Genomic DNA, 20459 nt, shown 5'->3' with positions numbered 1-20459 from the left:
AGTTCATCTACATTACAGATGTTTAAGTGGTTTTGACCAGTTGCCGATCCTATCTTCAGGCTATCGAAGCAACCGGAAAGGACCACTCGATGATCGCGAAGAAGATAGTTTTGGCAAGCCTGAGCGCTGCTCTTATCGCTGGCGCAGCCATCCCCGCCTTCGCTGCACCAGGCCCTGACGGACCACGCCACCATGAAGGTCGGCGCGGAGGCCCTGACGGCGGCCCGCATGGCGGTCCACGCGCTGCGATGATGCAGGATGTAATGTTCGTTCGCCTTCTCAAGCAGGCGGATACGAACAAGGACGGCAAGATTTCCAAGGAAGAGCTGACCGCTCGCCAGGAAGCGCTTTTCGCCGAGATCGACCTCAACAAGGACGGGTCCATAACCCGCGGTGAAATGGTTGATTTCCGTGACAACAAGATGGCCGAGTTCCGCAAGAACAACCCGCCGCCGACGCCTGAAGAGGCTGAGGACGAAGGCCCGGATGCAGACGGCCCGATGGCAGAAGGACCCGAGGGTGAAGGCCCTAAGGCTGAGGGCCCTAAGGCTGACGGACCACGTGCCGACCGCGAGCAGGCCCGTGACCGCCACCACGACCGGCACGAGCGCCGGGAAGCTCGCCGAGATCGCGGTCCTAGGGGTGGACCTGGCGACGGTATGATGGGCCCCGGCATGTTCCGCATGATCGACGAGAACCGCGATCGCAAGATCAGCAAGGAAGAAGCCGCTGCTGCCACCGAAAAGCTGTTCGCCCGCATGGACACGAACAAGGACGGACAGATCACGATCGACGACCTGCCGGACCGCCCCCTCTAGTTCTACGCCCCCCTGAACTAGACCGGTAGTCGTCTGATGGACCCGCCTTCCCTTCCGGGAGGCGGGTCCAGTCGTTTTAACTGTCAGAAACGTGTCAGAGCCGCGCCTCAACGGCCGATACCTCAGGGATAGACGGCTGAGCGCCTCTCTGAAGGCATGCGAGCGAGCCCGCAACGGCTGCGCGCCGCAGGGCATCTGCAAAGCCTATCCCCTGATCGAGACTTGCAGCCAGATAGCCGCAGAACGTATCGCCGGCACCCACCGTGTCGACGGGCTCTATCTTCAGGCCCTTGGCCGACAGGATTTCACCATCAAGCATGGCAACGACCCCTTCGCCACCGAGCGTGACCACGAACGTCTGGCCGGTCTCACTGTGAAGGCGGCGCAAAACTTCTTCGCGCGCTTGGGCGTCGATGATCGTGCAACCTGCGAGCAACTCGAATTCGGTCTCGTTGGCGACGACGATATCGGCGAGGCCGGATAGTCGAACCGCATCTGCCGTCAGCGGCGCAGTGTTGATCATCGTCCGGATGCCCTTCGCCTTTGCTGCGCGCAGTGCCGCCTCGACGGCTGCCGGCGGGATCTCGAGCTGCAGCATCAACGTGTCGGATGGAGACATGGCCTCCACCGCGCCCTGCGCCTGCGCCTCGCCGATCGTGCCATTGGCACCGGGCACGACGGCGATCATGTTCTCGCCGCTGTCATCGCCAACCAGTATCAGTGCTGTGCCGGTTGAAATGTTTGTCCGCGTGACCGCTGACAGGTCAGTTCCGGATGCCTGGAGCAAAGCCAGCGCCGGGTCTGCAAAACCGTCGTTTCCGACAGCGCCGACCATGCGCACGTCGCTGCCTGCGCGGCGGGCGGCCAGTGCCTGGTTGGCACCCTTGCCGCCGGAGGCTGTCGCAAAGGTCGAACCCACAACCGTTTCGCCCGGCCCCGGCAACCGCTCCGTCGTTGCGATAAGATCCATGTTGATGGAGCCGAAGACGGTAATCATGCTGTGCCTGCCTGTTTTGTGAAATGCGGGCTGACACTGCCCGAGAGGATCAGTCCTCGTCAACTACCCTCAAGCGCAGCGAACCGGTGCGGCTTTCGACTGCGCCGGATGCCGGAACTGCGGGGGTTGGTCCAGCGTGGGGTATCGGGGCGGCCACCGGTGCTTCCAGTTCGAGCGCTTCGATCCTTGCACCGCGCCGGCCGAGCTTTTCGGTCGACGTCACGATCTGCTCGACATCCTTCTGGGCTGCGAAGAAATGCGATTGCAGCTTGCGGGTCCGCTCGTCGAGGCGACCGAGATCCTCCATCAGCAAGGCCACCTCGCCCTGGATCAGATGCGCCTGTTCGCGCATGCGCTGGTCTTTCAGCACGGCCTGGATGACCTGGATTGACAGCATCAGCAGCGACGGCGAGACGATGACGATCCTCGCGCGCTGCGCCTTCTGGATCACGCCCTCGAAATGCTCGTGGATCTCGGCAAAAATCGATTCGGACGGCACGAAGAGAAAGGCGGTGTCCTGCGTTTCTCCGGCGATCAGGTATTTCTCCGAGACATCGCGGATATGGACTTCCATGTCGCGACGGAATTGCTGGGATGCGGCACGGCGTGCTTCGGGAGCAGCCGCTTCGCGAAACGCATTCCAGGCCTCCAGCGGAAATTTCGCGTCGATGACCAGCGGTGGCAAACCGTTCGGCATGCGGATCACGCAGTCTGGTCTCGACCCGTTCGACAGGGTCTTCTGGAATTCGAAGGCACCCATCGGCAGGCCGTCGGCAACAATCGCCTCCATCCGGCCCTGACCGAAGGCGCCGCGCGTCTGCTTGTTGGAAAGGATCGCCTGCAATCCGACGACATCCTTGGCAAGGCTCTGAATGTTGTTCTGCGCAGCATCGATGACGGCCAGGCGCTCCTGCAACTGGCGCAGGTTGTCATGGGTGGATCTGGTCTGCTCGGTGATGGTTGCGCCGATCCGGTGGGTCATGCCATCAAGCCGCTGGCCGACGACCTGGCTGAGTTCGACCTGACGTGCCGCGAGCGTTTCGCCCATCGCCGAAAGCCTGCCCTGCATTTCCCCCTGCATCCGCATCAGTTCGCCCATACGGGCCTCTGCGTCTTCCGCTTGACGGCTATTCCCTCCGGAAAGGCGCATGAGAAACAACATGAGAAGCATGCCGAAGATGCACGAAGCAGCCATCAGCACCAGTGGGTGCTGGCTCTCCAGAAAACGGGAAATCTCGGTGAACAGGTCATTCATGGCGGCAAGCTAGCAGAAAACCGCGGATTGGAAAGATCAAAACGGGAACATTGATCGAAAACGGCGATCCGGGGCTGTTCCATCGGCGAAAAAGATAGGTTATGGGATCGCCATGACGATCAAGCCGCTTATCATTCTCCCAGATCCGCTCCTGCGTCAGGTGTCCAAGCCTTTCGAACGGGTGGACGACGCACTTTTGAAGCTCGCGGACGACATGCTGGAAACCATGTACGACGCTCCGGGCATCGGCCTTGCCGGGATCCAGATCGGCGTTGCCCGCCGCATTCTCGTGGTCGACGTGTCCCGCGAGGAGGACGAGAAGAACCCGATCGTCGTGATCAATCCGGAGATTATCCGCTCTTCGGACGAGCGATCGGTGTATGAGGAAGGCTGCCTTTCCATCCCGGAATACTATGCCGAGGTGGAGCGCCCCGCTTCCGTGACGGTCAAGCATCTCGGTCGCGACGGCAAGGAACACGTGATCGAGGCCGATGGCCTGCTCGCCACCTGCCTTCAGCACGAGATCGACCATCTGGACGGCGTGCTGTTCATCGACCATATATCGCGGCTGAAGCGCGAAATGGTGGTCAAGAGGTTCACCAAGGCTGCCAAGGCGAAGGCGGTCTAGCGATCGCTTGCAGGCAATCTCGGTATGAAGGCGCGTTCCGTGCGGGCGCGAAAGGTCCATGTCTCTTCGCATCATCTTCATGGGCACGCCGGAATTTTCCGTGCCTACACTGCAGAACCTGAAGCAGGCAGGCCACGAGATCGTCGCGGTCTATAGCCAGCCGCCGCGTCCCGGCGGGCGCCGCGGGCTCGATCTCGTCAAGTCGCCGGTGCATCACGCGGCGGAACTTCTCGGCATTCCGGTCCTGACGCCGCTCAATTTCAAAAGTGAGGAAGACCGCGAGACCTTCAGGTCCTTCAAGGCAGATGTCGCCGTCGTCGTCGCCTATGGCCTGCTTCTGCCTGAGGCGATCCTCACAGGCACGCGGCTCGGCTGCTACAACGGCCATGCTTCGCTGCTGCCGCGCTGGCGGGGTGCTGCCCCGATCCAGCGCGCCATCATGGCTGGCGATGCAAAGACCGGCATGATGGTGATGCAGATGGAAAAGGGCCTCGATACCGGCCCGGTCGCGCTTACCCGGGAAGTCGAGATCGGCGAGGCCATGACCGCAGGCGAGTTGCATGACCGGCTGATGCTGACGGGCGCCCGCGCCATGGTCGAGGCGATGGAGAAGCTCGAAGCCGGCGACCTGCCGCTGACACCGCAGTCTGCTGACGGCGTGCTCTACGCGTCGAAGATCGACAAGGTCGAAACTCGCATCGATTTCTCGAGACCGGCGCGCGACGTTCACAACCATATCCGCGGGCTCTCTCCGTTTCCGGGCGCCTGGTTCGAGGCCGAGATCAACGGAAAGCCGGAACGGATCAAGGTTCTCTCGTCCGCAATGGGCTCCGGGCAGGGAGACGCCGGCACGGTGCTGGACGACCACCTGACGATCGCCTGCGGTGATGGCACCGTTTGCCTGACGCGGCTGCAGAAGGCCGGCGGCAAGGCGCTGGATGCGGCCGATTTCCTGCGTGGCACGGCGATCACGGCCGGAATGCGGGTGGCCTGATGCCGCGTTACAAGATGATCGTCGAATATGACGGCACGTCCTATGTGGGCTGGCAGATGCAGGACAACGGTCATTCGGTGCAGGCCGCGCTGCAGAAAGCGATCCTGAAGCTGACCGGCGAGACCGTATCGGTCCGTGGCGCAGGGCGCACCGATTCAGGCGTACATGCCTGGGGCCAGACGGTTCATACGGATCTTTCCCGCGAGTGGGTGCCGTACAAGCTGCGCAACGCCGTCAACGCCTATCTGATGACGGCATCGGAAAAGGTTTCGGTCATCGATGTCAGCCTCGTCGACGAGACCTTCGATGCGCGGTTCTCGGCCACCAAGCGGCATTACCTCTACCGCATCCTCAACCGCCCTTCTCCCTTGGCGCTCGAGGCGAACCGGGCGTGGTGGGTGTCAAAACCTCTCGACCACGAGGCGATGCATGCCGCAGCCCAGATGCTGGTCGGGCATCACGATTTTACCACCTTCCGCTCCACCCACTGCCAGGCGAAAAGCCCGGTCCGGACGCTCGATCGGCTGGACGTGACGCGCTCAGGCGATCTGATCGAGATCCGCGCCTCGGCCCAGAGCTTTCTGCACAACCAGATCCGCTCGTTTGCGGGTACGCTGAAGATCGCCGGACAAGGCAATGTCACGCCTGAAGACGTTCGGGCAGCGCTCGAGGCGCGCGACCGCAAGCGCTGCGGTCCTGTGGCACCGCCGGATGGCCTCTATTTCATGAAGGTGGATTATCCCGACGACCGTCAGGAAGGGTAGACGCCGAGAAACCGCTGCAGCATCTCGGACAGAAGCATGTCCGGCACGATCAGCACCATCACCAGAGCCGTCACCAGCAGCGGCTGCGGGCCGCAGAGCATGCGCATCACCCGCGTCAGCGCGACAACGACGACAATCAGCAGCGACAGATGCAGGAGGGCGAGAAACCCGGTCATGCCGATCGGCAGGATGAAGGCTGCCGCCAGAACCGCATAAGCATAGGCAAACGGCACGGACAGCCAGTTGACCACGATCACCATCGTCGGGAATTTCTGGCCGAGCCCGAACAGCGCGCAGACGATGCCCACCAGAATGAGCGGCAGGATCCAGTCGATCGCCTCCAGCATGCCGAGCCTGAAGAAGAACAGACCTCCGGTCTTCGTCCCCGGCGGCATTGCCTGCAGAAACATCATCCGCCACCAGGCCCAGGTGACGAACATTGCCGGCAGACACCAGACAAAGGCCCAGAAGGAGCGCAGCAGGCCGCGGTCGGAGAGATCGAGCTGTTTGAACCCTTGCTCATCGCCCTTGATCAGCAGCCAGATGCCGGACACGTAAAACCGGACTTCAGCGTAGCTGGGCATCGGCACCTCTTGGATTGGGAATGCGGGAAGAATGTCCGCGGTGGGCAATCATGCGACCGTCACTCCAAGGCTTGTCTCCAGCCAGGACACGACGACCAGTTCGGTCAACACGGTGAACCCGAGCAGCGAAGCCCGCAACCATGGGGAACCGCCGACAACCGTCGTCAGGAGCCGCCAGTAGAGAAGAACTGCACCGACGAGCATGACGCTAAGCAATCCATATCGGTAAACGAGGCCCGCACCGAACAGGCTGTCCAGCGCAAGGCTGACCGGGAATGCCGTCACGTAAGATGCATAGACCAGCGGCACCGTGAACCAGTTGCGCGTGACGATCAGCGTGCGCAGCAGCGGTCGCAGTCCGAAGGCGACAGCGACGAGGCAGATGGCGAGAACCGGAACGATCCACTGCGCGATCTCCACCAGAAACATCTTTCCGGCGAATGCGAGGACACCGTCACCGCCGCGGGGATGCGCCTGCGCATATTCGGCACGCTTGAACATCCATCCGGCAACGATCGCGGGCAGGCACCACAAGATCGCGAAAAAGGAGCGGGCAACGCCTTGGTCGGAAATGTCGAAGGCGCTGAGGCCGCGCGCATCGCCGCGGATCAGCAGCCAGAGGCCGCTCAGGTGATGGCTGAGGTCATGAAACCGCAGCATCGTCGAACCAGCGGGAGAGGAAGGTTCCGTAGATCTGCGTCAGCGTTTCAAGGTCCGCGATCGCTACCCGCTCGTCCACCATGTGCATGGTCTGGCCGACGAGGCCGAACTCGACGACCGGGCAATAATCCTTGATGAAACGCGCATCGGATGTGCCGCCGGTGGTCGACAGCGCCGGCACCCTGCCCGTCACGGCCTCGACAGCGCCGGACAGCGAACTGATCAGCGCGTTGTTGCGGGTCAAAAAGACGTGGCTCGGTCGCTCGGCCCAGACGATCTCGTAGCGGACCTTGTCGCGACCGGGACGCAGCGTCTGATCGCCTGCCGCCGTATCGAGACGGCGCAGGATCTCGGCCTGGACGGTTTCGGCCGTCCAGGTGTCGTTGAAGCGGATGTTGAAGGCAAAACTCGCCTTGGCAGGCACGACATTGGTGGCCGGGTTGCCGATATCGACCGTGGTGACTTCGAGGTTGGAGGCCGGGAATTCCGGTGTGCCTTCGTCGAATCGCGGGTGCATCAGGGCATGCGCCAGCGGCAGCAGCCCGCGTACAGCGTTATCGGCGAGATGCGGATAGGCCGCGTGGCCCTGAACGCCATGGACCGTGACCTTGCCGGAGACGGAGCCGCGGCGGCCGATCTTGATCATGTCGCCGAGCACATCCGGATTGGTCGGTTCGCCGACCAGGCAGGCATCCCAGCGCTCGCCCTTGTCGGCTGCCCATTTCAGCAGCTTCTCGGTGCCGTTGACGGCCGGGCCTTCCTCGTCGCCAGTGATCAGGAAGGAGATAGAGCCCTGCGGTGCGCCGTGTTCTTCGATATGGCGGGCAACCGCTGCAGCAAAGCAGGCAATGCCGCCCTTCATGTCGACGGCGCCGCGGCCGAACATTTCTCCGCCCTCGATTTCGGCGGAAAACGGAGGATGGCTCCAGGATGCCTCGTCGCCGACCGGCACCACATCCGTATGGCCGGCAAACATCAGGTGCGGACCGCTCGTTCCAAGCCGGGCATAGAGGTTCTCGATGTCGGGCATGCCGGGCTCGGTCGCCACCATCCGCTCGACGGTAAAGCCGAGCGGTGAAAGCATCGCCTCAAGCGCCGACAGGGCGCCGCCTTCGGCAGGCGTGACGGATGGGCAGCGGATGAGGTCCCGCAGGTTTGCGATCGGATCGACAGCGGACATCGGGATTGCCTTCGGTTAGTCGCGCAGCAGTTCGTTGATACCGGTCTTGGAGCGGGTCTTTTCATCGACCGTCTTGACGATGACGGCGCAATAGAGATGCGGTGCGGCCAGGCCGTTCGGCATCGTGGCATTGCCTGACGGCATCGAGCCGGCAACGACGACCGAGTAAGGCGGCACTTCGCCGAACGAGACTTCGCCGGTGGCGCGATTGACGATCTTGGTCGACTTTCCGATGTAGACGCCCATTCCGAGGACCGAGCCTTCGCGAATGATGCAGCCTTCGACGACTTCCGAGCGGGCGCCGATAAAGCAATTGTCCTCGATGATGGTCGGGCCGGCCTGCATCGGCTCCAGCACGCCGCCAATGCCAACGCCGCCCGACAGGTGCACGTTCTTGCCGATCTGTGCGCAGGAACCGACGGTTGCCCAGGTATCGACCATCGTGCCTTCATCGACATAGGCGCCGAGATTGACGAAGGACGGCATCAGCACGACGTTCTTGCCGATATAGGCCGAGCGGCGCACGACGGCGTTCGGCACGGCGCGGAAACCGGCCGAGCGGAACTGGTTCTCGCCCCAGCCTTCGAACTTCGAAGGAACCTTGTCCCACCAGGTGGAGGCGCCGGGGCCGCCCTTGACGACTTCCATGTCGTTGAGGCGGAAGGACAGAAGAACCGCCTTCTTCAGCCACTGGTTGACGGTCCAGCTGCCATCCTCGCCGCGCACGGCCACACGCGCCTCGCCGGCATCGAGAAGGTTGAGCGACTGCTCTACGGCATCGCGGATCTCTCCCTTGGTCGAGATCGTCACGCTGTCGCGGTTGTCGAACGCGGTTTCGATCGTCTTTTCGAGGGAGGAGAGGTCTGCGCTGCTCATGGGAAATCCTTCGTCGTCGTCGATATCGTGATGGCCGCAAAGGCCCGGGACACAGCCGTGCGGCTGGCCAAATGGTGCCAATTGCTCTAAGCGACCGGCACTCAAGCGTCAATGCGAATTGGCGTCAACGCATATAAGCGAACGGCTCCAGAAGGGTTATTGCGATGGCACGGGTGAAGAATGACGGACCACGGCGGAAGGACGGGGTCTGGGATCCGCTGAAGGACAACAAGGCCGACAAAAGTGCCGCCGCAGTTCAGCCGAAAACACCGCAGACGCTGTCGCCGACCTATCGCCTTGCCTTTGCCGATGAGGATTTCCTGAGCCGCGAAGAATTGCGGCCGGTGCGGCTGCAGCTGGAACTCATGAAGGCTGAGATGATGCTCGCCGAGGCCGGGATCAAATCCACGGTCGTGCTGTTCGGCGGTGCCCGCATTCCGGCACCGGGCCAGGCGCCTTGGGCGGCTCACAACGAGACCCAGCGCAATAACCTGATCGCAGCCTCGGTTTTCTACGAAGAGGCCCGCAAGTTCGCGACGCTCTGTGGTGTGCATTCGGCAGCCTACGACCATCAGGAATATGTGGTCGTGACCGGTGGCGGACCGGGCGTGATGGAGGCCGGCAACCTTGGCGCGTCGGAGGTTGGCGCACCGAGCATCGGGCTCAACATCATGCTGCCGCACGAACAGGCGCCCAATCCTTACGTGACGCCGGAGCTCTCGTTCAACTTCCACTATTTCGCGATCCGCAAGATGCATTTCCTGATGCGGGCCAAGGCCGTCGCCGTCTTCCCGGGCGGTTTCGGCACGCTCGACGAGATGTTCGAGGCGCTGACGCTGATCCAGACCAAGCGCATGGAGCGAATCCCGCTCATCCTGTTTTCAGAAAAGTTCTGGCGCGGCATCGTCAACTTCGAAGCGCTTGCCGATTTCGGCACGATCTCGCCGAAGGATCTTGAGTTGATCAGCTTTGTGGAAACCGCAGATCAGGCGTGGAAGATCATCGCGGATTTCTACGGGCTTTGAAGGTGGGACGGTGCAGGTTCCTTACCCTCTCCCCGTGCGCGGGGAGAGGAAACAGGCCCTGATCGGGCAATGACCATTCAGCTTGCCGGTTGAGCTTAGGCCCTAGAGACGACCGACGCGCTCCGTCAGCAATTCGAAGAAACCATCCGCGTCGACATGGCGCATGAAGGTCGCATTGGCCGTGCGGCCGGTAACGCCCCACCAGTCGGCGACCGTCATGCCGACGGTGAGTTCCGATTCGGTCTCGATCTCGACATTGCAATGGCGGCCGGTAAAGAGCTCCGGCTTCAGGAGATAGGCGATGACCGACGGGTCATGCAGCGGGCCGCCGTCGGAGCCGTATTTCTCGATGTCGAAGCGCTCGAAGAAGGCAAGCCATTCGACGAGAACCTGCGACGGGCGGTTGCCGAGTGCGGCGATCTTTTCGACCCGTGCCTTGGTGGTCAGCAGCTGATGCGTGACATCGAGCGGCATCATGACTACAGGGATACCGGCGCCGAACACGATCTTGGCCGCCTCCGGATCCACATAGATGTTGAATTCGGCTGCTGGCGTGATGTTGCCGCCTTCGAACAGGCCGCCACCCATCATCACCAGTTCCTGGACGCGCGAAGCAATGTCCGGCGCCTTGGTGAGCGCCATGGCGATGTTGGTGAGCGGACCGAGCGTGCAAAGCGTCACGGTGCCTTCCGGCTCGCGGCGCAGCGTCTCGATGATGAAGTCGATGGCGTTCTGTTCCTGCGCCGCCATGGTCGGCTCAGGCAGTTCCGCTCCGTCGAGACCAGTCTTGCCGTGGACGTGTTCGGCGGTCACCTGCGGCCGGTTCAATGGCTTCAATGCACCTTCATAGACCTTGGCATCGGGCCTGCCGCAGAGCTCGCAGACGATCCTCAGATTGCGGCTGGTAAACGACAGCGGCACGTTGCCGGCAACGGCAGTCAAACCCAGCACATCCAGCTCGTCGGGGCTCGCAAAGGCCAGCATGATGGCCGCTGCGTCGTCCTGACCGGGATCGGTGTCGATAATGATCTTTCTGCGTTGCATGTCTCTTCCCCTTGAACTTTACGGGTTTTTGAGCCGGGTTGCGGATCGTGTCAAGCGCTCGCCGGCGTCTTGCGCTGACTGCCGCAAATTCCCATATATTGACCCGTCGGCGGGCCTTATGGACGCCGGCACAGTCGCTGGATAAAAGCTGGGACGACCGATGAGCCGTATGACACCTTTCGCAAGCCCTCTTCTTCTGGGCTTCGACGCGATGGAAAAGACACTCGAGCGATTGGGCAAGGGAAGCGACGGCTACCCGCCCTACAATATCGAGCGCGTCAAGAAGACAGCGGGTAACGAGCCGCCCGAAGACGAAGGCGACCTGCTGCGCATCACGCTTGCGGTTGCCGGTTTTTCGGAGGCCGAGCTCGAGGTCATGACCGAAGAAAACCAGCTTATCATTCGCGGCCGGCAGGCCGAGCAGAACGAGCGCGACTACCTCTACCGCGGTATTGCGGCCCGCCAATTCCAGCGGATCTTCGTGCTGGCGGACGGGATGCAGGTGTCCGGCGCATCGTTGAAAAATGGTCTTCTCTCGATCGATCTGATCCGCCCCGAGCCGGAGCGTGTAGTGCGAAAAATTAACATTTCCGTCTCACAGTAGATCAATCAGCAATCGCTGATGCGTCCCCACTGTGGAGGCAGAAATGCTTATGAAAGAAGCGAATCCGAGCTTGACGGAGTCCGAACTCGCGCATCTCGGAAACGGCGAAGTCGGTTACATTCGCAAGATGAAGTCGGACGATGTGTCCCGCTGTTTTCCCGAGGCTCCGGACATCGATCCCAGCCTTGACCTTTGGGCCCTGTTCGGTGCGGACGGTACGCCGATCCTGCTCACCGACAACCGCTCCAGCACCTTTTTCAAGGCTGCCGAAGACGAGCTGAAGACCGTCACCCTGCACTGATCGGAATGAGCGTCAGACCTTGATGAATGTCAGGTAGGCGGATGACCGTCCTTCCCGGCGAGCCTTGTTCTCGTATCGCGTACCCGGCCAGCCGGCATAGGGCGTGAGCCAGTCCGAAGCCTGTTCTGCCTGCCAGGCAAAGCCGCCATGATCGCGGCAATGGATCAGCGTCCAGTTCACATAGGTATCGATGTCGGAGGCGAAGCAGAATGTTGCGCCCGGCTTCAGCACGCGGTGGAACCGCTCCAGGTTGACCTGCGACACGAAGCGGCGCTTCCAGTGCTTCCGCTTTGGCCACGGATCGGCGTAGAGAAGGTCGATCTGATCGATCGACGCATCCGGCAGCCAGTCCAGAACCTGGGTCGCATCGTCATCGTAAAGGCGGATGTTGCGCAGGCCCTGCTCTTCCACGCTGGTCAGAAGCTTTGCCATGGAATTGACGAAGGGTTCGACGCCGATAAAGCCGGTCGACGGATTTTCGGCGGCGCGGTGGATCAGGTGCTCGCCGCCACCGAAACCGATTTCCAGCCGCATCCGCTCGACAGAGAAGTCGTAGAGGCTCTCGATCCTATCCGGTGCAGGGTTGGCGAGATCCAGCTTCAGCTGCGGCAAGAGCGTTGCCAGACCTTCCGCCTGCTTCTCGCGCAACGGCTTTCCCTTGCGGCGGCCGAAAAAGGCTTCCGTGGAACGGCTGGGATGCGGCTTGTCGGTCATGGATCGAATTCTCTCACGGTAAAAGCGGACGCCTTCGGCAGAAGGCACCCGCTTTACTGTTTTACAGGCGTGCTCGTAAAGGGCGATCAGGCCGCTTCGAGCTGATCACCCTTGAGGGCGTCCTTCAAAGGCTTCACGAGATCGGTCTTTTCCCAGGAGAAGGAACCGTCGCGACCGGCCTTGCGACCGAAATGGCCGTAAGCGGACGTCTTTGCATAGATCGGCTTGTTGAGATCGAGGTGACGGCGGATGCCGGACGGGGAAAGGTCCATGGTCTTGCGGATTGCCGCTTCGATCTGGTCTTCCGTCACGTTCTTGCCGGTTCCGTGCAGGTCGACATAGATCGACAGCGGCTGGGAAATGCCGATCGCGTAGGAAATCTGCAATGTGCAGCGTTCGGCAAAGCCGGCGGCCACGACATTCTTGGCGAGGTAGCGGGCTGCATAGGCTGCCGAACGGTCGACCTTTGTCGTGTCCTTGCCGGAGAATGCGCCGCCGCCATGGGGCGCTGCGCCACCGTAGGTATCGACGATGATCTTGCGGCCGGTGAGGCCTGCATCGCCATCGGGACCGCCGATGACGAACTTGCCGGTGGGGTTGATGTACCACTTGCAGTCGGCGGCGATCGGGAGTTCGCCCAGCGCTTCGCGGATATAGGGTTCGACGACGGAGCGTACCTTCTTCGAGTCCCAGCTGGGATCAATATGCTGGGTGGAGAGCACGATCGAGTCGACGGCGGCGGGCTTGCCGTTTTCGTAGCGGACGGTCACCTGGCTCTTGGCATCGGGACCGAGCTTGGCGGCTTCGCCCTCGCCCTTCTTGCGGGCCGTGGCAAGCAGCTGCAGGATCTTGTGCGAATAATAGATCGGCGCCGGCATCAGGTCCGGCGTTTCCTTGCAGGCGTAACCGAACATGATGCCCTGGTCGCCGGCACCTTCGTCGCCCTGACGGTCGCTTGCGTTATCGACGCCCTGCGCGATATCGGCGGACTGCGAATGGAGGAGCACGTCGATCTTGACGGTCTTCCAGTTGAAGCCATCCTGCTCGTAGCCAATGTCGCGGATCGCGCGGCGGGCAGCGGATTTGAACTTCGACGGGTTGATCACGTCAACGCCGTTCTTGTCCTTCTTCATCAGGCTCGGCGGTAGGCGGACTTCGCCCGCAATCACCACCCGGTTTGTCGTCGCCAGCGTTTCACAAGCGATGCGGACGCCCCAAGGATCAATCCCGGTCTTTGCGGCTTCGCGGTAGACGAGATCGACGATCTCATCGGAAATACGATCGCAGACCTTGTCCGGATGACCTTCTGCAACGGACTCACTCGTGAACAGATAACTGGCGCGCATAACGGGATTCCCCTCAAAGAACAGACATCGAATGTTTAGTAAGTTCATGCGCCGAAAACAAGCGTACAACGACATAAATATATCTTTATGCGTCCAAGCGATTACCAATTCCTTGAGGTCACGGCATAAAAAAAGCGGCCCGGAGGCCGCCTTTCAAATAATGACCGGTCGACCGGTCATTCCGTCTCGGCATCGGCGGCAAGCGCCTTGACCAGATCCACCAAACGGCGGCGAACCTTGGGATCGGCGATCTTCACAAATGCGCGGTTCAACTGCAGCCCCTCAGAGGACGACAGGAAATCAACCACGTAGTTCGAGCTGGATGCTTCCGCCATACCGGACGCTCCACCCGCCTGATCGCCTGGCGCATCTTCGAAGAAGAAGGAGACCGGGACGTTCAAGATGGACGAAATGTTCTGCAGACGGCTGGCGCCAACGCGGTTCGTTCCCTTCTCGTATTTCTGAATCTGCTGGAATGTGATACCAAGGCTCTCCCCCAGCTTTTCCTGGCTCATGCCCAGCATTGTGCGGCGCAGACGAATCCGGCTCCCGACGTGAATATCAATCGGGTTCGGCTTCTTCTTGTTTTCAATCATAACGACGTCCTGACGAAGTTGCTGTCAATCTTCAACCCGGTCCGCGTGTGGGAGATACACTTTGGTGGCGCCGGTCACAACAAATCCGGCAAGCAAGGTGTATGGCGAGACGATAGGCCAAACCACTATGCAATTTTAGGGGTTTTGGGTCAATTCTTCCAGAATTTAAAACTTGTACGGGAAATAAGTGCAATCACAAACATGAGACATATCAGCAACCAGAAGTAAAAACGCCGTTCGGAAGCGTTCCAAAATGGGACTTCGACACTCGACATGGTTGAGTCAATCACACCCTTTTGATTGTAATCCAGGCCGCGTACGACCCTGCCGAAAGGATCGACGAAAGCCGAAATACCGGTGTTGGCACCGCGAATCAACGGCATGCCGTTTTCGACAGCCCGGACACGCGCCTGCTGGAAATGCTGGAAGGGTCCGGGCGTTTCACCGAACCATCCATCGTTGGTGACGTTCAAGAGCGCGCTCGAGCGTTCAATGCCGGCACCGATTTCATCCGGGAAGATCGCTTCGTAGCAGATCAGCGGATAGAAGGTTTTCCCGCCCGGCAGCGTCAGCATGGTGCGGCCCGGTGCTGCGGTAAAGCCGCCCGGCATGGCGATCGCATCGGGGATGCCGAGCGACCGCAGCATGTCCTCGTAAGGCACATACTCGCCGTAGGGGACCAGATGCACCTTGTCCGACGCCGACACGATCTGGCCGTTGCTGTCGATGACGTAGATCGAGTTGTAATAGCGGGTCGCAAAACCCGGCCCGGCATTTTCAGCGCGGACGGCGCCGGTCACCAGAACCTGACCATCTTCCAGCACGTCAGCAATGCGCGACAGGGCATCGGGATTATCGGTCAAGATGAACGGAACCGAGGTTTCCGGCCAGACGATGATATCCGGACGCTTTGCACCATCCTTTGCGGGCAGCGCCGTCATCGCCAGATGTTCTTCAAAAATCGCCCCGCGCTCGGAATCGTCGAGTTTGCGCGACTGGTCGATCATCGGCTGGACGAGGCGCACCTCGACCGGATCCTTGGCAGTGGCTGAAAGCACCGCGTCGGCACCCGCAAGCCGCCAGGCGCCGAAGCCTAGATGGGCGCAGAGGAGAAGACCTGCGAGCGCGAGGCCAAGCCCCATGCCGCGTCGGGTCCCGATCAGTGCCGGTGCGGAGAACACGAAAACAGCCAGCACCGTCACACCCGTCACGCCGAGCGGAGCGGCCGACTGCATCATCAGCGGCATCGGCATGGCGCCGTAGCCGATCGAGTTCCAGGGAAAGCCCGTCAGCATGAAGCCCCGCAGCCATTCCGCAAGGCCAAAGCCAAACGCAGCAGCCGCAATCCTGCCCAAGCCATCGGACCAGAGAATGCGTGCCACCAGCGCCGCAAAGCCCCAGAATAGCGCCAGAAAAGCCGGCAGACCCAGAACTGCAAGCGGTATTGCCCAGGCAAACTCGTCCGCCTCGACGAGAAGCGCATTGCCGAGCCACCAGAGGCTGGCGACGAAGTAGCCGAAGCCGAACACCCAGCCGAGGAAAAAGGCCGATCGCAGGCGGCTGAGCCGCCCACCATCCGGATTGCCGGTCGTGCCGTCCATCAGCCAGATGAACAGCGTGAAAGACACGAACAGGGCAGCAAAGAAGCCGAAGGGTGGAAGGGCGAGTGCGCCGACAGCGCCGGCAAAAAACGCAAGGAAGATACGCGGCCAGCCCCATAGAAGCATGACCCTGCCAGCCAGTCGCTCCATCGATGTCCCCTTCGCCCGAATCAGAAGCCGCAGTCTTTCATGAAAAACTGCGGCTTGTCCTGTTGCAGGCTGTTCAAAACACCTGGAAACTCAGGCCGATGGATGATCGTTGCTGCGGTCGGACGAGGGAGCCGCCAGAAGCACGGTCGGCGTCCCGTCGGTAATCGCCTTCTGCTGCGTGTCGGCCACGGGTTCGGCCTCACCCTTCAGCTGCCTGCGGCGAACGAGCGCGCGCTTGCGCATGATCCGGACACGCTTGATGCGGCGCGGATCGGCGTCGAGGATCTGGAATTCGAAGCCTGGCACCGCCTGCACCACTTCACCGCGCACCGGAATGCGACCGAGCGCTGAGAAGATCAATCCGCCTAGCGTATCGACGTCGTCCAGCCGGTCCCGCACGTCGAAATCGGAGCCGATTGCCTTGGAGATTTCCATCAGCTCGATACGGGCATCGGCAATGAAAATATCGTCGCCGGCACGCGAGAACATCACTTCCTCGTCGTCATGCTCGTCCTCGACATCGCCGATCACCATCTCGACGATATCCTCATGCGACACGAGACCATCGGTGCCGCCGTATTCGTCGATCACGAGCGCCATCTGGGTACGGGCGGCCTGCATGGTGCTCATCAGCTCGGATGCCAGCATCGAGGGCGGCACAAACAAAAGCTTGCGCACCAGGCCTGCCTCGGCAACGGTCTGATCGAGATTGACGCGGCTGAGATCGAAGGCCGCCTTGGCGGTACGGGCCGGCTTCTCGACCGCTCCACCGGCAACGACGGCTGCTGCTGCCGTTGCACGGGTACCGGTCCGACGCTTATTGCGGGCCTGCTTTGCCAGATAGGACAGAAGGTCGCGGATATGCACGAAGCCGCGGGCATCATCCAGATTGTCGCTGTAGACCGGCATGCGCGAGCGGCCGGTCTCCTCGAAATGGATCATCAGTTCGCCGATCGTCATGCTCATGTCGACGGCTTCGATATCGGCGCGCGGCACCATGATGTCCTCGACGCGAACCTCGCGGAAGCGGAGGATGTTGTGCAGCATGGCGCGCTCTTCCGGAGAAAAGGCGTTGCTGACATTGGTGTCGGTCATCAGCGCGTCGGCGAGATCCTCGCGGAGCTGTTCGCCCTGCGACGGCCGCAGCAGGCGGACCGCCCGAGACCAGAATGTATTATGGGATTTGGGGTGGTGCTCGGATCGTCCCGAACTACTTCCCTCGTCCGACGAGGGTGAGTCCGAACTGTCCTTGCCCTCGCGGGCGACATTGCTCGAATAATCGTTCATTGTTCCAAACTACACTATCGGGTCCTGCCCCGCATAGGGGTCAGATAGGCCGAGACCGGCTAAAATGCGAGTCTCGAGTGTCTCCATTTCCTCCGCCTCGTCCTTTTCCATGTGGTCGTAACCGAACAGATGGAGAAAGCCGTGGACCAGAAGATGGGTCAGATGATCGTCGAAACTCTTGTCGAGATCAACTGCCTCGCGTTCGACAGTCTGCCTTGCGATGACGATATCGCCCAGCATCGGGCCCGGCATACCGCCGGGTTCGAGCGGAAAAGCGGGGAAAGACAAGACGTTGGTCGGCTTGTCCATGCCGCGCCATTCGGCGTTGATTGCCCGGATGGAATCATCGTCGGTAAAGACGAGAGAGACTTCGGGCGGTATTTTCGGAAACGGTTGATCTTCTTCGCGGACGAGATAATCGGCGGCGGCTGCGAAAACCTTTTGCGTCAACGCCAAAAGCGCCGGCTCTTCCGGCCAGCCTTCGTCGTCGATGCTGATCTGTATGTCGAGTTCGGGCATAGGGACTGGAAACCGGACTAGCGTCCGGCCTCCTCGCTTTCCTCGTGGACGGCATATTGCGCGTCATAGGCCCGGACGATGCGGCCAACCAGCGGGTGGCGCACGACGTCGGTATCCTTGAAGCGGATGACCGAGATGCCTTCGACCCCGTTGAGGATCTGCAGCGCCTCGACCAAACCGGATTTCACGCCGCGCGGCAAATCCACCTGGCTCGGGTCGCCGGTGATGATCATTCTTGCGTTTTCACCCAGACGGGTGAGAAACATCTTCATCTGCATCGATGTCGTGTTCTGCGCCTCGTCGAGGATGATCGCGGCATTGGCAAGCGTGCGGCCGCGCATGAAGGCGAGCGGCGCGATCTCGATGACGCCGGCGGTGATTGCCCGTTCGACCTTGTCGGCTGGGATCATGTCGTAGAGCGCGTCATAGAGCGGCCGCAGATAGGGATCGACCTTTTCCTTCATGTCGCCAGGAAGGAAGCCCAGACGTTCGCCCGCCTCGACGGCCGGACGCGAAAGAATGATCTTGTCGACGGCACCGCGTTCCAGCAGCTGCGCGGCATGCGCCACGGCCAGATAGGTCTTGCCGGTACCGGCCGGACCGACGCCGAACACCATCTCTGCCCGATCGAGCGCCCGCATATAGGCGTCCTGCGTCGGGGTACGCGCGACGATCGTCTTTTTCTTGGTGGAGATCTGGCTCATCGAAAGCCTGGCCTTTTTCTCGAGCGTCGGCAGTTGCAGCTGGTCGTCCGCAGCCTGTGCCATGCGGATAGCTCCTTCGACATCGGATGTTTCGATGGTGCCGCCCTTCTGGATTCGCTCATAGAGGGTATCGAGAGCCCGACGGGCCTGATTGGTGGCTGGGACATCGCCTGAAATGGCCACGGAATTACCGCGGGGCCGCGCATCAATATTGAGGCGCTGTTCGAGAAGTTTCAGATTCTGGTCGAATTGACCGAACAGCTCGCTCGCGAAGCGATTGTTCTCGAACGTCAGGACAAAGTGGTTGGCGTCGGTCGCTGCTGATTTGGGGTGGCGCGCTGTCGAAGAAACCGATTCTCGTCCGCTCAAGTAAACAAGCTCCTCACTTGCTGGTCAGGCACCCATTAAACTCTCTGCCGGCTCGGCAAACAAGCTGTTCGGGCCGGTACCAATGATTCGTACACGGATAATCTCACCGATTTGCGATGTTTTTGCATCAACATTCACAGACTGGAGCCAGGGCGAACGGCCGATCACCTGCCCGGGCATACGTCCCGGCTTTTCCAGAAGCAGATCGATCGTCTTTCCAACACAGGATGTGGCGAAATCGGCCTGCTGTTTCAAGAGCAAAGCCTGCAATCGTTCGAGACGCTCGGCTTTTACCTCTTCAGCGACCTGATCGGTGAGATCCGCGCCGGGTGTTCCCGGCCGGGTCGAATATTTGAACGAGAAGGCGGAGGCGTAGTTGACGTCCTCGACGATCTTCAACGTGTCTTCGAAATCCTGATCGGTCTCGCCCGGGAAACCGACGATGAAATCTCCCGACATGGCGATATCGGGACGGGCATTGCGGATGCGGTCGATCAGCGCCAGATATTCGGCGCCCGTATGGCGACGGTTCATCGCCTTCAGGATGCGGTCGGATCCCGACTGAACAGGCAGATGCAGATAAGGCATCAGGATGCGCAGGTCGCGATGCGCCTCGATCAGTCGGTCATCCATGTCGCGCGGATGGCTTGTCGTATAGCGCAGGCGGGCAAGGCCCGGGATTTCAGCAAGACGATAGAGAAGGTCGGCGAGACCCCAGTCGTTACCGGTTGGTCCTTCAGCGCTCCAGGCATTGACGTTCTGGCCAAGCAGGGTGATTTCGCGCACGCCGCTTTCGACCAGCCGGATGGCCTCATCCACGACCTGGCTGATCGAGCGGGAGACCTCCGAGCCGCGGGTATAGGGCACGACGCAGAAGGTGCAGAACTTGTCGCAGCCTTCCTGCACGGTGAGGAAAGCCGTGACGCCGCGGGCGCGGATAAGCTTGCGGTCGGTGGCCGGCAGATGGTTGAACTTGTCCTCGACCGCATATTCCGTATCGACCACCGGCTTGCCGCCGCGAGCCTTGCGCAGCGCATCCGGCAGGCGGTGGTAGGTCTGCGGGCCGATCACCACGTCGACCGATGGCGCGCGGCGAATGATTTCCTCGCCTTCGGCCTGGGCGACGCAACCGGCAACGCCGATCATCAGCTCACGGCCTTCAGCGGCACGCGCCTTTTTCATGTCACGCAGACGGCCCAGCGCCGAATAGACCTTTTCGGCCGCTTTCTCGCGGATATGACAGGTGTTGAGAAGGATCAGATCCGCCTCGCCCATCTCTTCGGTCGCGACATAGCCTTCGCTCGCCAACGCGTCGCCCATGCGGGTCGAATCGTAGACGTTCATCTGACAGCCGTAGGTCTTGATGAAGACCTTGCGGGTGTTGGGGATGGTGACGGGCTCTTCTGCCGGCGAAAGGGTGACGTGTTCGTTCATGGCCGTCTC

The 20459-nt window shown here is 61.1% G+C and carries 22 protein-coding genes; 7 read left to right on the top strand and 15 right to left on the bottom strand.

The genetic code is table 11. The features are described 5' to 3' along the window. The first annotated feature begins 89 nt into the window (after positions 1 to 89). On the top strand, positions 90 to 818 hold the full coding sequence (locus tag ACQY1K_RS01710) for an EF-hand domain-containing protein (RefSeq protein ID WP_062453979.1): 729 nt from the start codon (positions 90 to 92) through the stop codon (positions 816 to 818). A gap of 94 nt (positions 819 to 912) precedes the next feature. On the opposite strand, the gene ACQY1K_RS01705 is transcribed toward ACQY1K_RS01710, so the two are convergent. Next, positions 913 to 1815 (bottom strand): ribokinase, encoded by a 903-nt coding sequence (locus tag ACQY1K_RS01705; RefSeq protein WP_062453980.1) that lies wholly within the window; start codon positions 1813 to 1815, stop codon positions 913 to 915. Positions 1816 to 1864: 49 nt separating this feature from the next. Beyond that, positions 1865 to 2977 carry a DNA recombination protein RmuC gene (locus ACQY1K_RS01700; RefSeq protein ID WP_430258864.1) on the bottom strand — a complete coding sequence of 371 codons (1113 nt, stop codon included), beginning with the start codon at positions 2975 to 2977 and terminating at the stop codon, positions 1865 to 1867. Between the two features lie 205 nt (positions 2978 to 3182). On the opposite strand from ACQY1K_RS01700, the gene def reads away from it, so the two are divergent. Genes def through truA form a run of 3 tightly spaced genes read left to right on the top strand, consistent with a single transcriptional unit; the run spans position 3183 to position 5456 of the window. Beyond that, positions 3183 to 3698 (top strand): peptide deformylase, encoded by a 516-nt coding sequence (gene def, locus ACQY1K_RS01695; RefSeq protein ID WP_430258152.1) that lies wholly within the window; start codon positions 3183 to 3185, stop codon positions 3696 to 3698. Positions 3699 to 3756: 58 nt separating this feature from the next. Further along, positions 3757 to 4692 (top strand): methionyl-tRNA formyltransferase, encoded by a 936-nt coding sequence (gene fmt / locus ACQY1K_RS01690; RefSeq protein WP_430258150.1) that lies wholly within the window; start codon positions 3757 to 3759, stop codon positions 4690 to 4692. Then, positions 4692 to 5456 carry a tRNA pseudouridine(38-40) synthase TruA gene (gene truA / locus ACQY1K_RS01685; RefSeq protein ID WP_430250554.1) on the top strand — a complete coding sequence of 255 codons (765 nt, stop codon included), beginning with the start codon at positions 4692 to 4694 and terminating at the stop codon, positions 5454 to 5456. Before fmt ends, truA begins: the two co-directional genes overlap by 1 nt. On the opposite strand, the gene ACQY1K_RS01680 is transcribed toward truA, so the two are convergent. The 4 genes from ACQY1K_RS01680 to dapD are packed head-to-tail and all read right to left on the bottom strand — an operon-like array spanning position 5444 to position 8756. Next, positions 5444 to 6040 carry a hypothetical protein gene (locus ACQY1K_RS01680; RefSeq protein WP_325263959.1) on the bottom strand — a complete coding sequence of 199 codons (597 nt, stop codon included), beginning with the start codon at positions 6038 to 6040 and terminating at the stop codon, positions 5444 to 5446. The two genes, truA and ACQY1K_RS01680, sit on opposite strands and share 13 nt — an antisense overlap. A 48-nt stretch (positions 6041 to 6088) precedes the next feature. Further along, complete coding sequence (locus ACQY1K_RS01675) at positions 6089 to 6700, bottom strand: hypothetical protein (RefSeq protein ID WP_430258148.1); 612 nt, start codon at positions 6698 to 6700, stop codon at positions 6089 to 6091. Next, the gene (gene dapE / locus ACQY1K_RS01670) at positions 6684 to 7880 is read right to left on the bottom strand and encodes a succinyl-diaminopimelate desuccinylase (protein ID WP_430258146.1); all 1197 of its coding nucleotides are present in this window, start codon (positions 7878 to 7880) and stop codon (positions 6684 to 6686) included. Before dapE ends, ACQY1K_RS01675 begins: the two co-directional genes overlap by 17 nt. A 15-nt stretch (positions 7881 to 7895) precedes the next feature. Continuing rightward, positions 7896 to 8756, bottom strand: coding sequence for a 2,3,4,5-tetrahydropyridine-2,6-dicarboxylate N-succinyltransferase (gene dapD / locus ACQY1K_RS01665; protein WP_113166991.1), 861 nt, complete (start codon positions 8754 to 8756; stop codon positions 7896 to 7898). Positions 8757 to 8920: 164 nt separating this feature from the next. On the opposite strand from dapD, the gene ACQY1K_RS01660 reads away from it, so the two are divergent. Next, on the top strand, positions 8921 to 9781 hold the full coding sequence (locus tag ACQY1K_RS01660; protein ID WP_062453988.1) for an LOG family protein: 861 nt from the start codon (positions 8921 to 8923) through the stop codon (positions 9779 to 9781). A gap of 102 nt (positions 9782 to 9883) precedes the next feature. Here the strand turns inward: ACQY1K_RS01660 and ACQY1K_RS01655 are convergent, their stop codons facing one another. Next, complete coding sequence (locus ACQY1K_RS01655; RefSeq protein ID WP_430250558.1) at positions 9884 to 10825, bottom strand: nucleoside hydrolase; 942 nt, start codon at positions 10823 to 10825, stop codon at positions 9884 to 9886. A gap of 160 nt (positions 10826 to 10985) precedes the next feature. On the opposite strand from ACQY1K_RS01655, the gene ACQY1K_RS01650 reads away from it, so the two are divergent. Beyond that, positions 10986 to 11429 carry an Hsp20 family protein gene (locus tag ACQY1K_RS01650; RefSeq protein ID WP_062578879.1) on the top strand — a complete coding sequence of 148 codons (444 nt, stop codon included), beginning with the start codon at positions 10986 to 10988 and terminating at the stop codon, positions 11427 to 11429. Positions 11430 to 11472: 43 nt separating this feature from the next. Then, complete coding sequence (locus ACQY1K_RS01645; protein WP_062453991.1) at positions 11473 to 11730, top strand: DUF1150 family protein; 258 nt, start codon at positions 11473 to 11475, stop codon at positions 11728 to 11730. Between the two features lie 12 nt (positions 11731 to 11742). Here the strand turns inward: ACQY1K_RS01645 and trmB are convergent, their stop codons facing one another. The 8 genes from trmB to miaB form a co-directional block, all read right to left on the bottom strand. After that, positions 11743 to 12444, bottom strand: a complete 702-nt coding sequence (gene trmB, locus ACQY1K_RS01640) for a tRNA (guanine(46)-N(7))-methyltransferase TrmB (protein WP_430258144.1) — start codon at positions 12442 to 12444, stop codon at positions 11743 to 11745. A gap of 86 nt (positions 12445 to 12530) precedes the next feature. Beyond that, positions 12531 to 13790 (bottom strand): methionine adenosyltransferase, encoded by a 1260-nt coding sequence (gene metK / locus ACQY1K_RS01635; RefSeq protein WP_430258142.1) that lies wholly within the window; start codon positions 13788 to 13790, stop codon positions 12531 to 12533. A gap of 176 nt (positions 13791 to 13966) precedes the next feature. After that, positions 13967 to 14386, bottom strand: a complete 420-nt coding sequence (locus ACQY1K_RS01630; RefSeq protein WP_062453994.1) for a helix-turn-helix domain-containing protein — start codon at positions 14384 to 14386, stop codon at positions 13967 to 13969. Positions 14387 to 14535: 149 nt separating this feature from the next. Beyond that, complete coding sequence (lnt, locus tag ACQY1K_RS01625; protein WP_430258141.1) at positions 14536 to 16137, bottom strand: apolipoprotein N-acyltransferase; 1602 nt, start codon at positions 16135 to 16137, stop codon at positions 14536 to 14538. 90 nt (positions 16138 to 16227) lie between these two features. Beyond that, positions 16228 to 17424 (bottom strand): hemolysin family protein, encoded by a 1197-nt coding sequence (locus ACQY1K_RS01620; protein WP_113166986.1) that lies wholly within the window; start codon positions 17422 to 17424, stop codon positions 16228 to 16230. 9 nt (positions 17425 to 17433) lie between these two features. Beyond that, the gene (gene ybeY, locus ACQY1K_RS01615; protein WP_062578871.1) at positions 17434 to 17943 is read right to left on the bottom strand and encodes an rRNA maturation RNase YbeY; all 510 of its coding nucleotides are present in this window, start codon (positions 17941 to 17943) and stop codon (positions 17434 to 17436) included. Positions 17944 to 17960: 17 nt separating this feature from the next. Beyond that, positions 17961 to 19016, bottom strand: a complete 1056-nt coding sequence (locus ACQY1K_RS01610; RefSeq protein ID WP_062453998.1) for a PhoH family protein — start codon at positions 19014 to 19016, stop codon at positions 17961 to 17963. Positions 19017 to 19040: 24 nt separating this feature from the next. Then, positions 19041 to 20450, bottom strand: coding sequence for a tRNA (N6-isopentenyl adenosine(37)-C2)-methylthiotransferase MiaB (gene miaB, locus ACQY1K_RS01605; RefSeq protein WP_430258139.1), 1410 nt, complete (start codon positions 20448 to 20450; stop codon positions 19041 to 19043). Positions 20451 to 20459 lie beyond the last annotated feature (9 nt).

Origin of the sequence: Neorhizobium sp. IRS_2294 (genome assembly GCF_050500145.1) — a bacterium.
Lineage (GTDB): Bacteria > Pseudomonadota > Alphaproteobacteria > Rhizobiales > Rhizobiaceae > Neorhizobium > Neorhizobium soli.
This window is presented reverse-complemented; position numbering and strand designations above follow the sequence as displayed.

Excerpts from the sequence above, each read along its gene's own strand:
- metK (WP_430258142.1), bottom strand. The coding sequence starts at position 13,790 with ATGCGCGCCAGTTATCTGTTCACGAGTGAGTCCGTTGCAGAAGGTCAT.
- def (WP_430258152.1), top strand. The coding sequence starts at position 3,183 with ATGACGATCAAGCCGCTTATCATTCTCCCAGATCCGCTCCTGCGTCAG.
- ACQY1K_RS01675 (WP_430258148.1), bottom strand. The coding sequence starts at position 6,700 with ATGCTGCGGTTTCATGACCTCAGCCATCACCTGAGCGGCCTCTGGCTG.
- ACQY1K_RS01660 (WP_062453988.1), top strand. The coding sequence starts at position 8,921 with ATGGCACGGGTGAAGAATGACGGACCACGGCGGAAGGACGGGGTCTGG.
- trmB (WP_430258144.1), bottom strand. The coding sequence starts at position 12,444 with ATGACCGACAAGCCGCATCCCAGCCGTTCCACGGAAGCCTTTTTCGGC.
- fmt (WP_430258150.1), top strand. The coding sequence starts at position 3,757 with ATGTCTCTTCGCATCATCTTCATGGGCACGCCGGAATTTTCCGTGCCT.
- dapD (WP_113166991.1), bottom strand. The coding sequence starts at position 8,756 with ATGAGCAGCGCAGACCTCTCCTCCCTCGAAAAGACGATCGAAACCGCG.
- ACQY1K_RS01655 (WP_430250558.1), bottom strand. The coding sequence starts at position 10,825 with ATGCAACGCAGAAAGATCATTATCGACACCGATCCCGGTCAGGACGAC.
- dapE (WP_430258146.1), bottom strand. The coding sequence starts at position 7,880 with ATGTCCGCTGTCGATCCGATCGCAAACCTGCGGGACCTCATCCGCTGC.
- ACQY1K_RS01650 (WP_062578879.1), top strand. The coding sequence starts at position 10,986 with ATGAGCCGTATGACACCTTTCGCAAGCCCTCTTCTTCTGGGCTTCGAC.
- ACQY1K_RS01680 (WP_325263959.1), bottom strand. The coding sequence starts at position 6,040 with ATGCCCAGCTACGCTGAAGTCCGGTTTTACGTGTCCGGCATCTGGCTG.
- ACQY1K_RS01645 (WP_062453991.1), top strand. The coding sequence starts at position 11,473 with ATGCTTATGAAAGAAGCGAATCCGAGCTTGACGGAGTCCGAACTCGCG.
- truA (WP_430250554.1), top strand. The coding sequence starts at position 4,692 with ATGCCGCGTTACAAGATGATCGTCGAATATGACGGCACGTCCTATGTG.
- ACQY1K_RS01620 (WP_113166986.1), bottom strand. The coding sequence starts at position 17,424 with ATGAACGATTATTCGAGCAATGTCGCCCGCGAGGGCAAGGACAGTTCG.
- lnt (WP_430258141.1), bottom strand. The coding sequence starts at position 16,137 with ATGGAGCGACTGGCTGGCAGGGTCATGCTTCTATGGGGCTGGCCGCGT.
- miaB (WP_430258139.1), bottom strand. The coding sequence starts at position 20,450 with ATGAACGAACACGTCACCCTTTCGCCGGCAGAAGAGCCCGTCACCATC.
- ACQY1K_RS01710 (WP_062453979.1), top strand. The coding sequence starts at position 90 with ATGATCGCGAAGAAGATAGTTTTGGCAAGCCTGAGCGCTGCTCTTATC.
- ACQY1K_RS01705 (WP_062453980.1), bottom strand. The coding sequence starts at position 1,815 with ATGATTACCGTCTTCGGCTCCATCAACATGGATCTTATCGCAACGACG.
- ybeY (WP_062578871.1), bottom strand. The coding sequence starts at position 17,943 with ATGCCCGAACTCGACATACAGATCAGCATCGACGACGAAGGCTGGCCG.
- ACQY1K_RS01700 (WP_430258864.1), bottom strand. The coding sequence starts at position 2,977 with ATGTTGTTTCTCATGCGCCTTTCCGGAGGGAATAGCCGTCAAGCGGAA.
- ACQY1K_RS01630 (WP_062453994.1), bottom strand. The coding sequence starts at position 14,386 with ATGATTGAAAACAAGAAGAAGCCGAACCCGATTGATATTCACGTCGGG.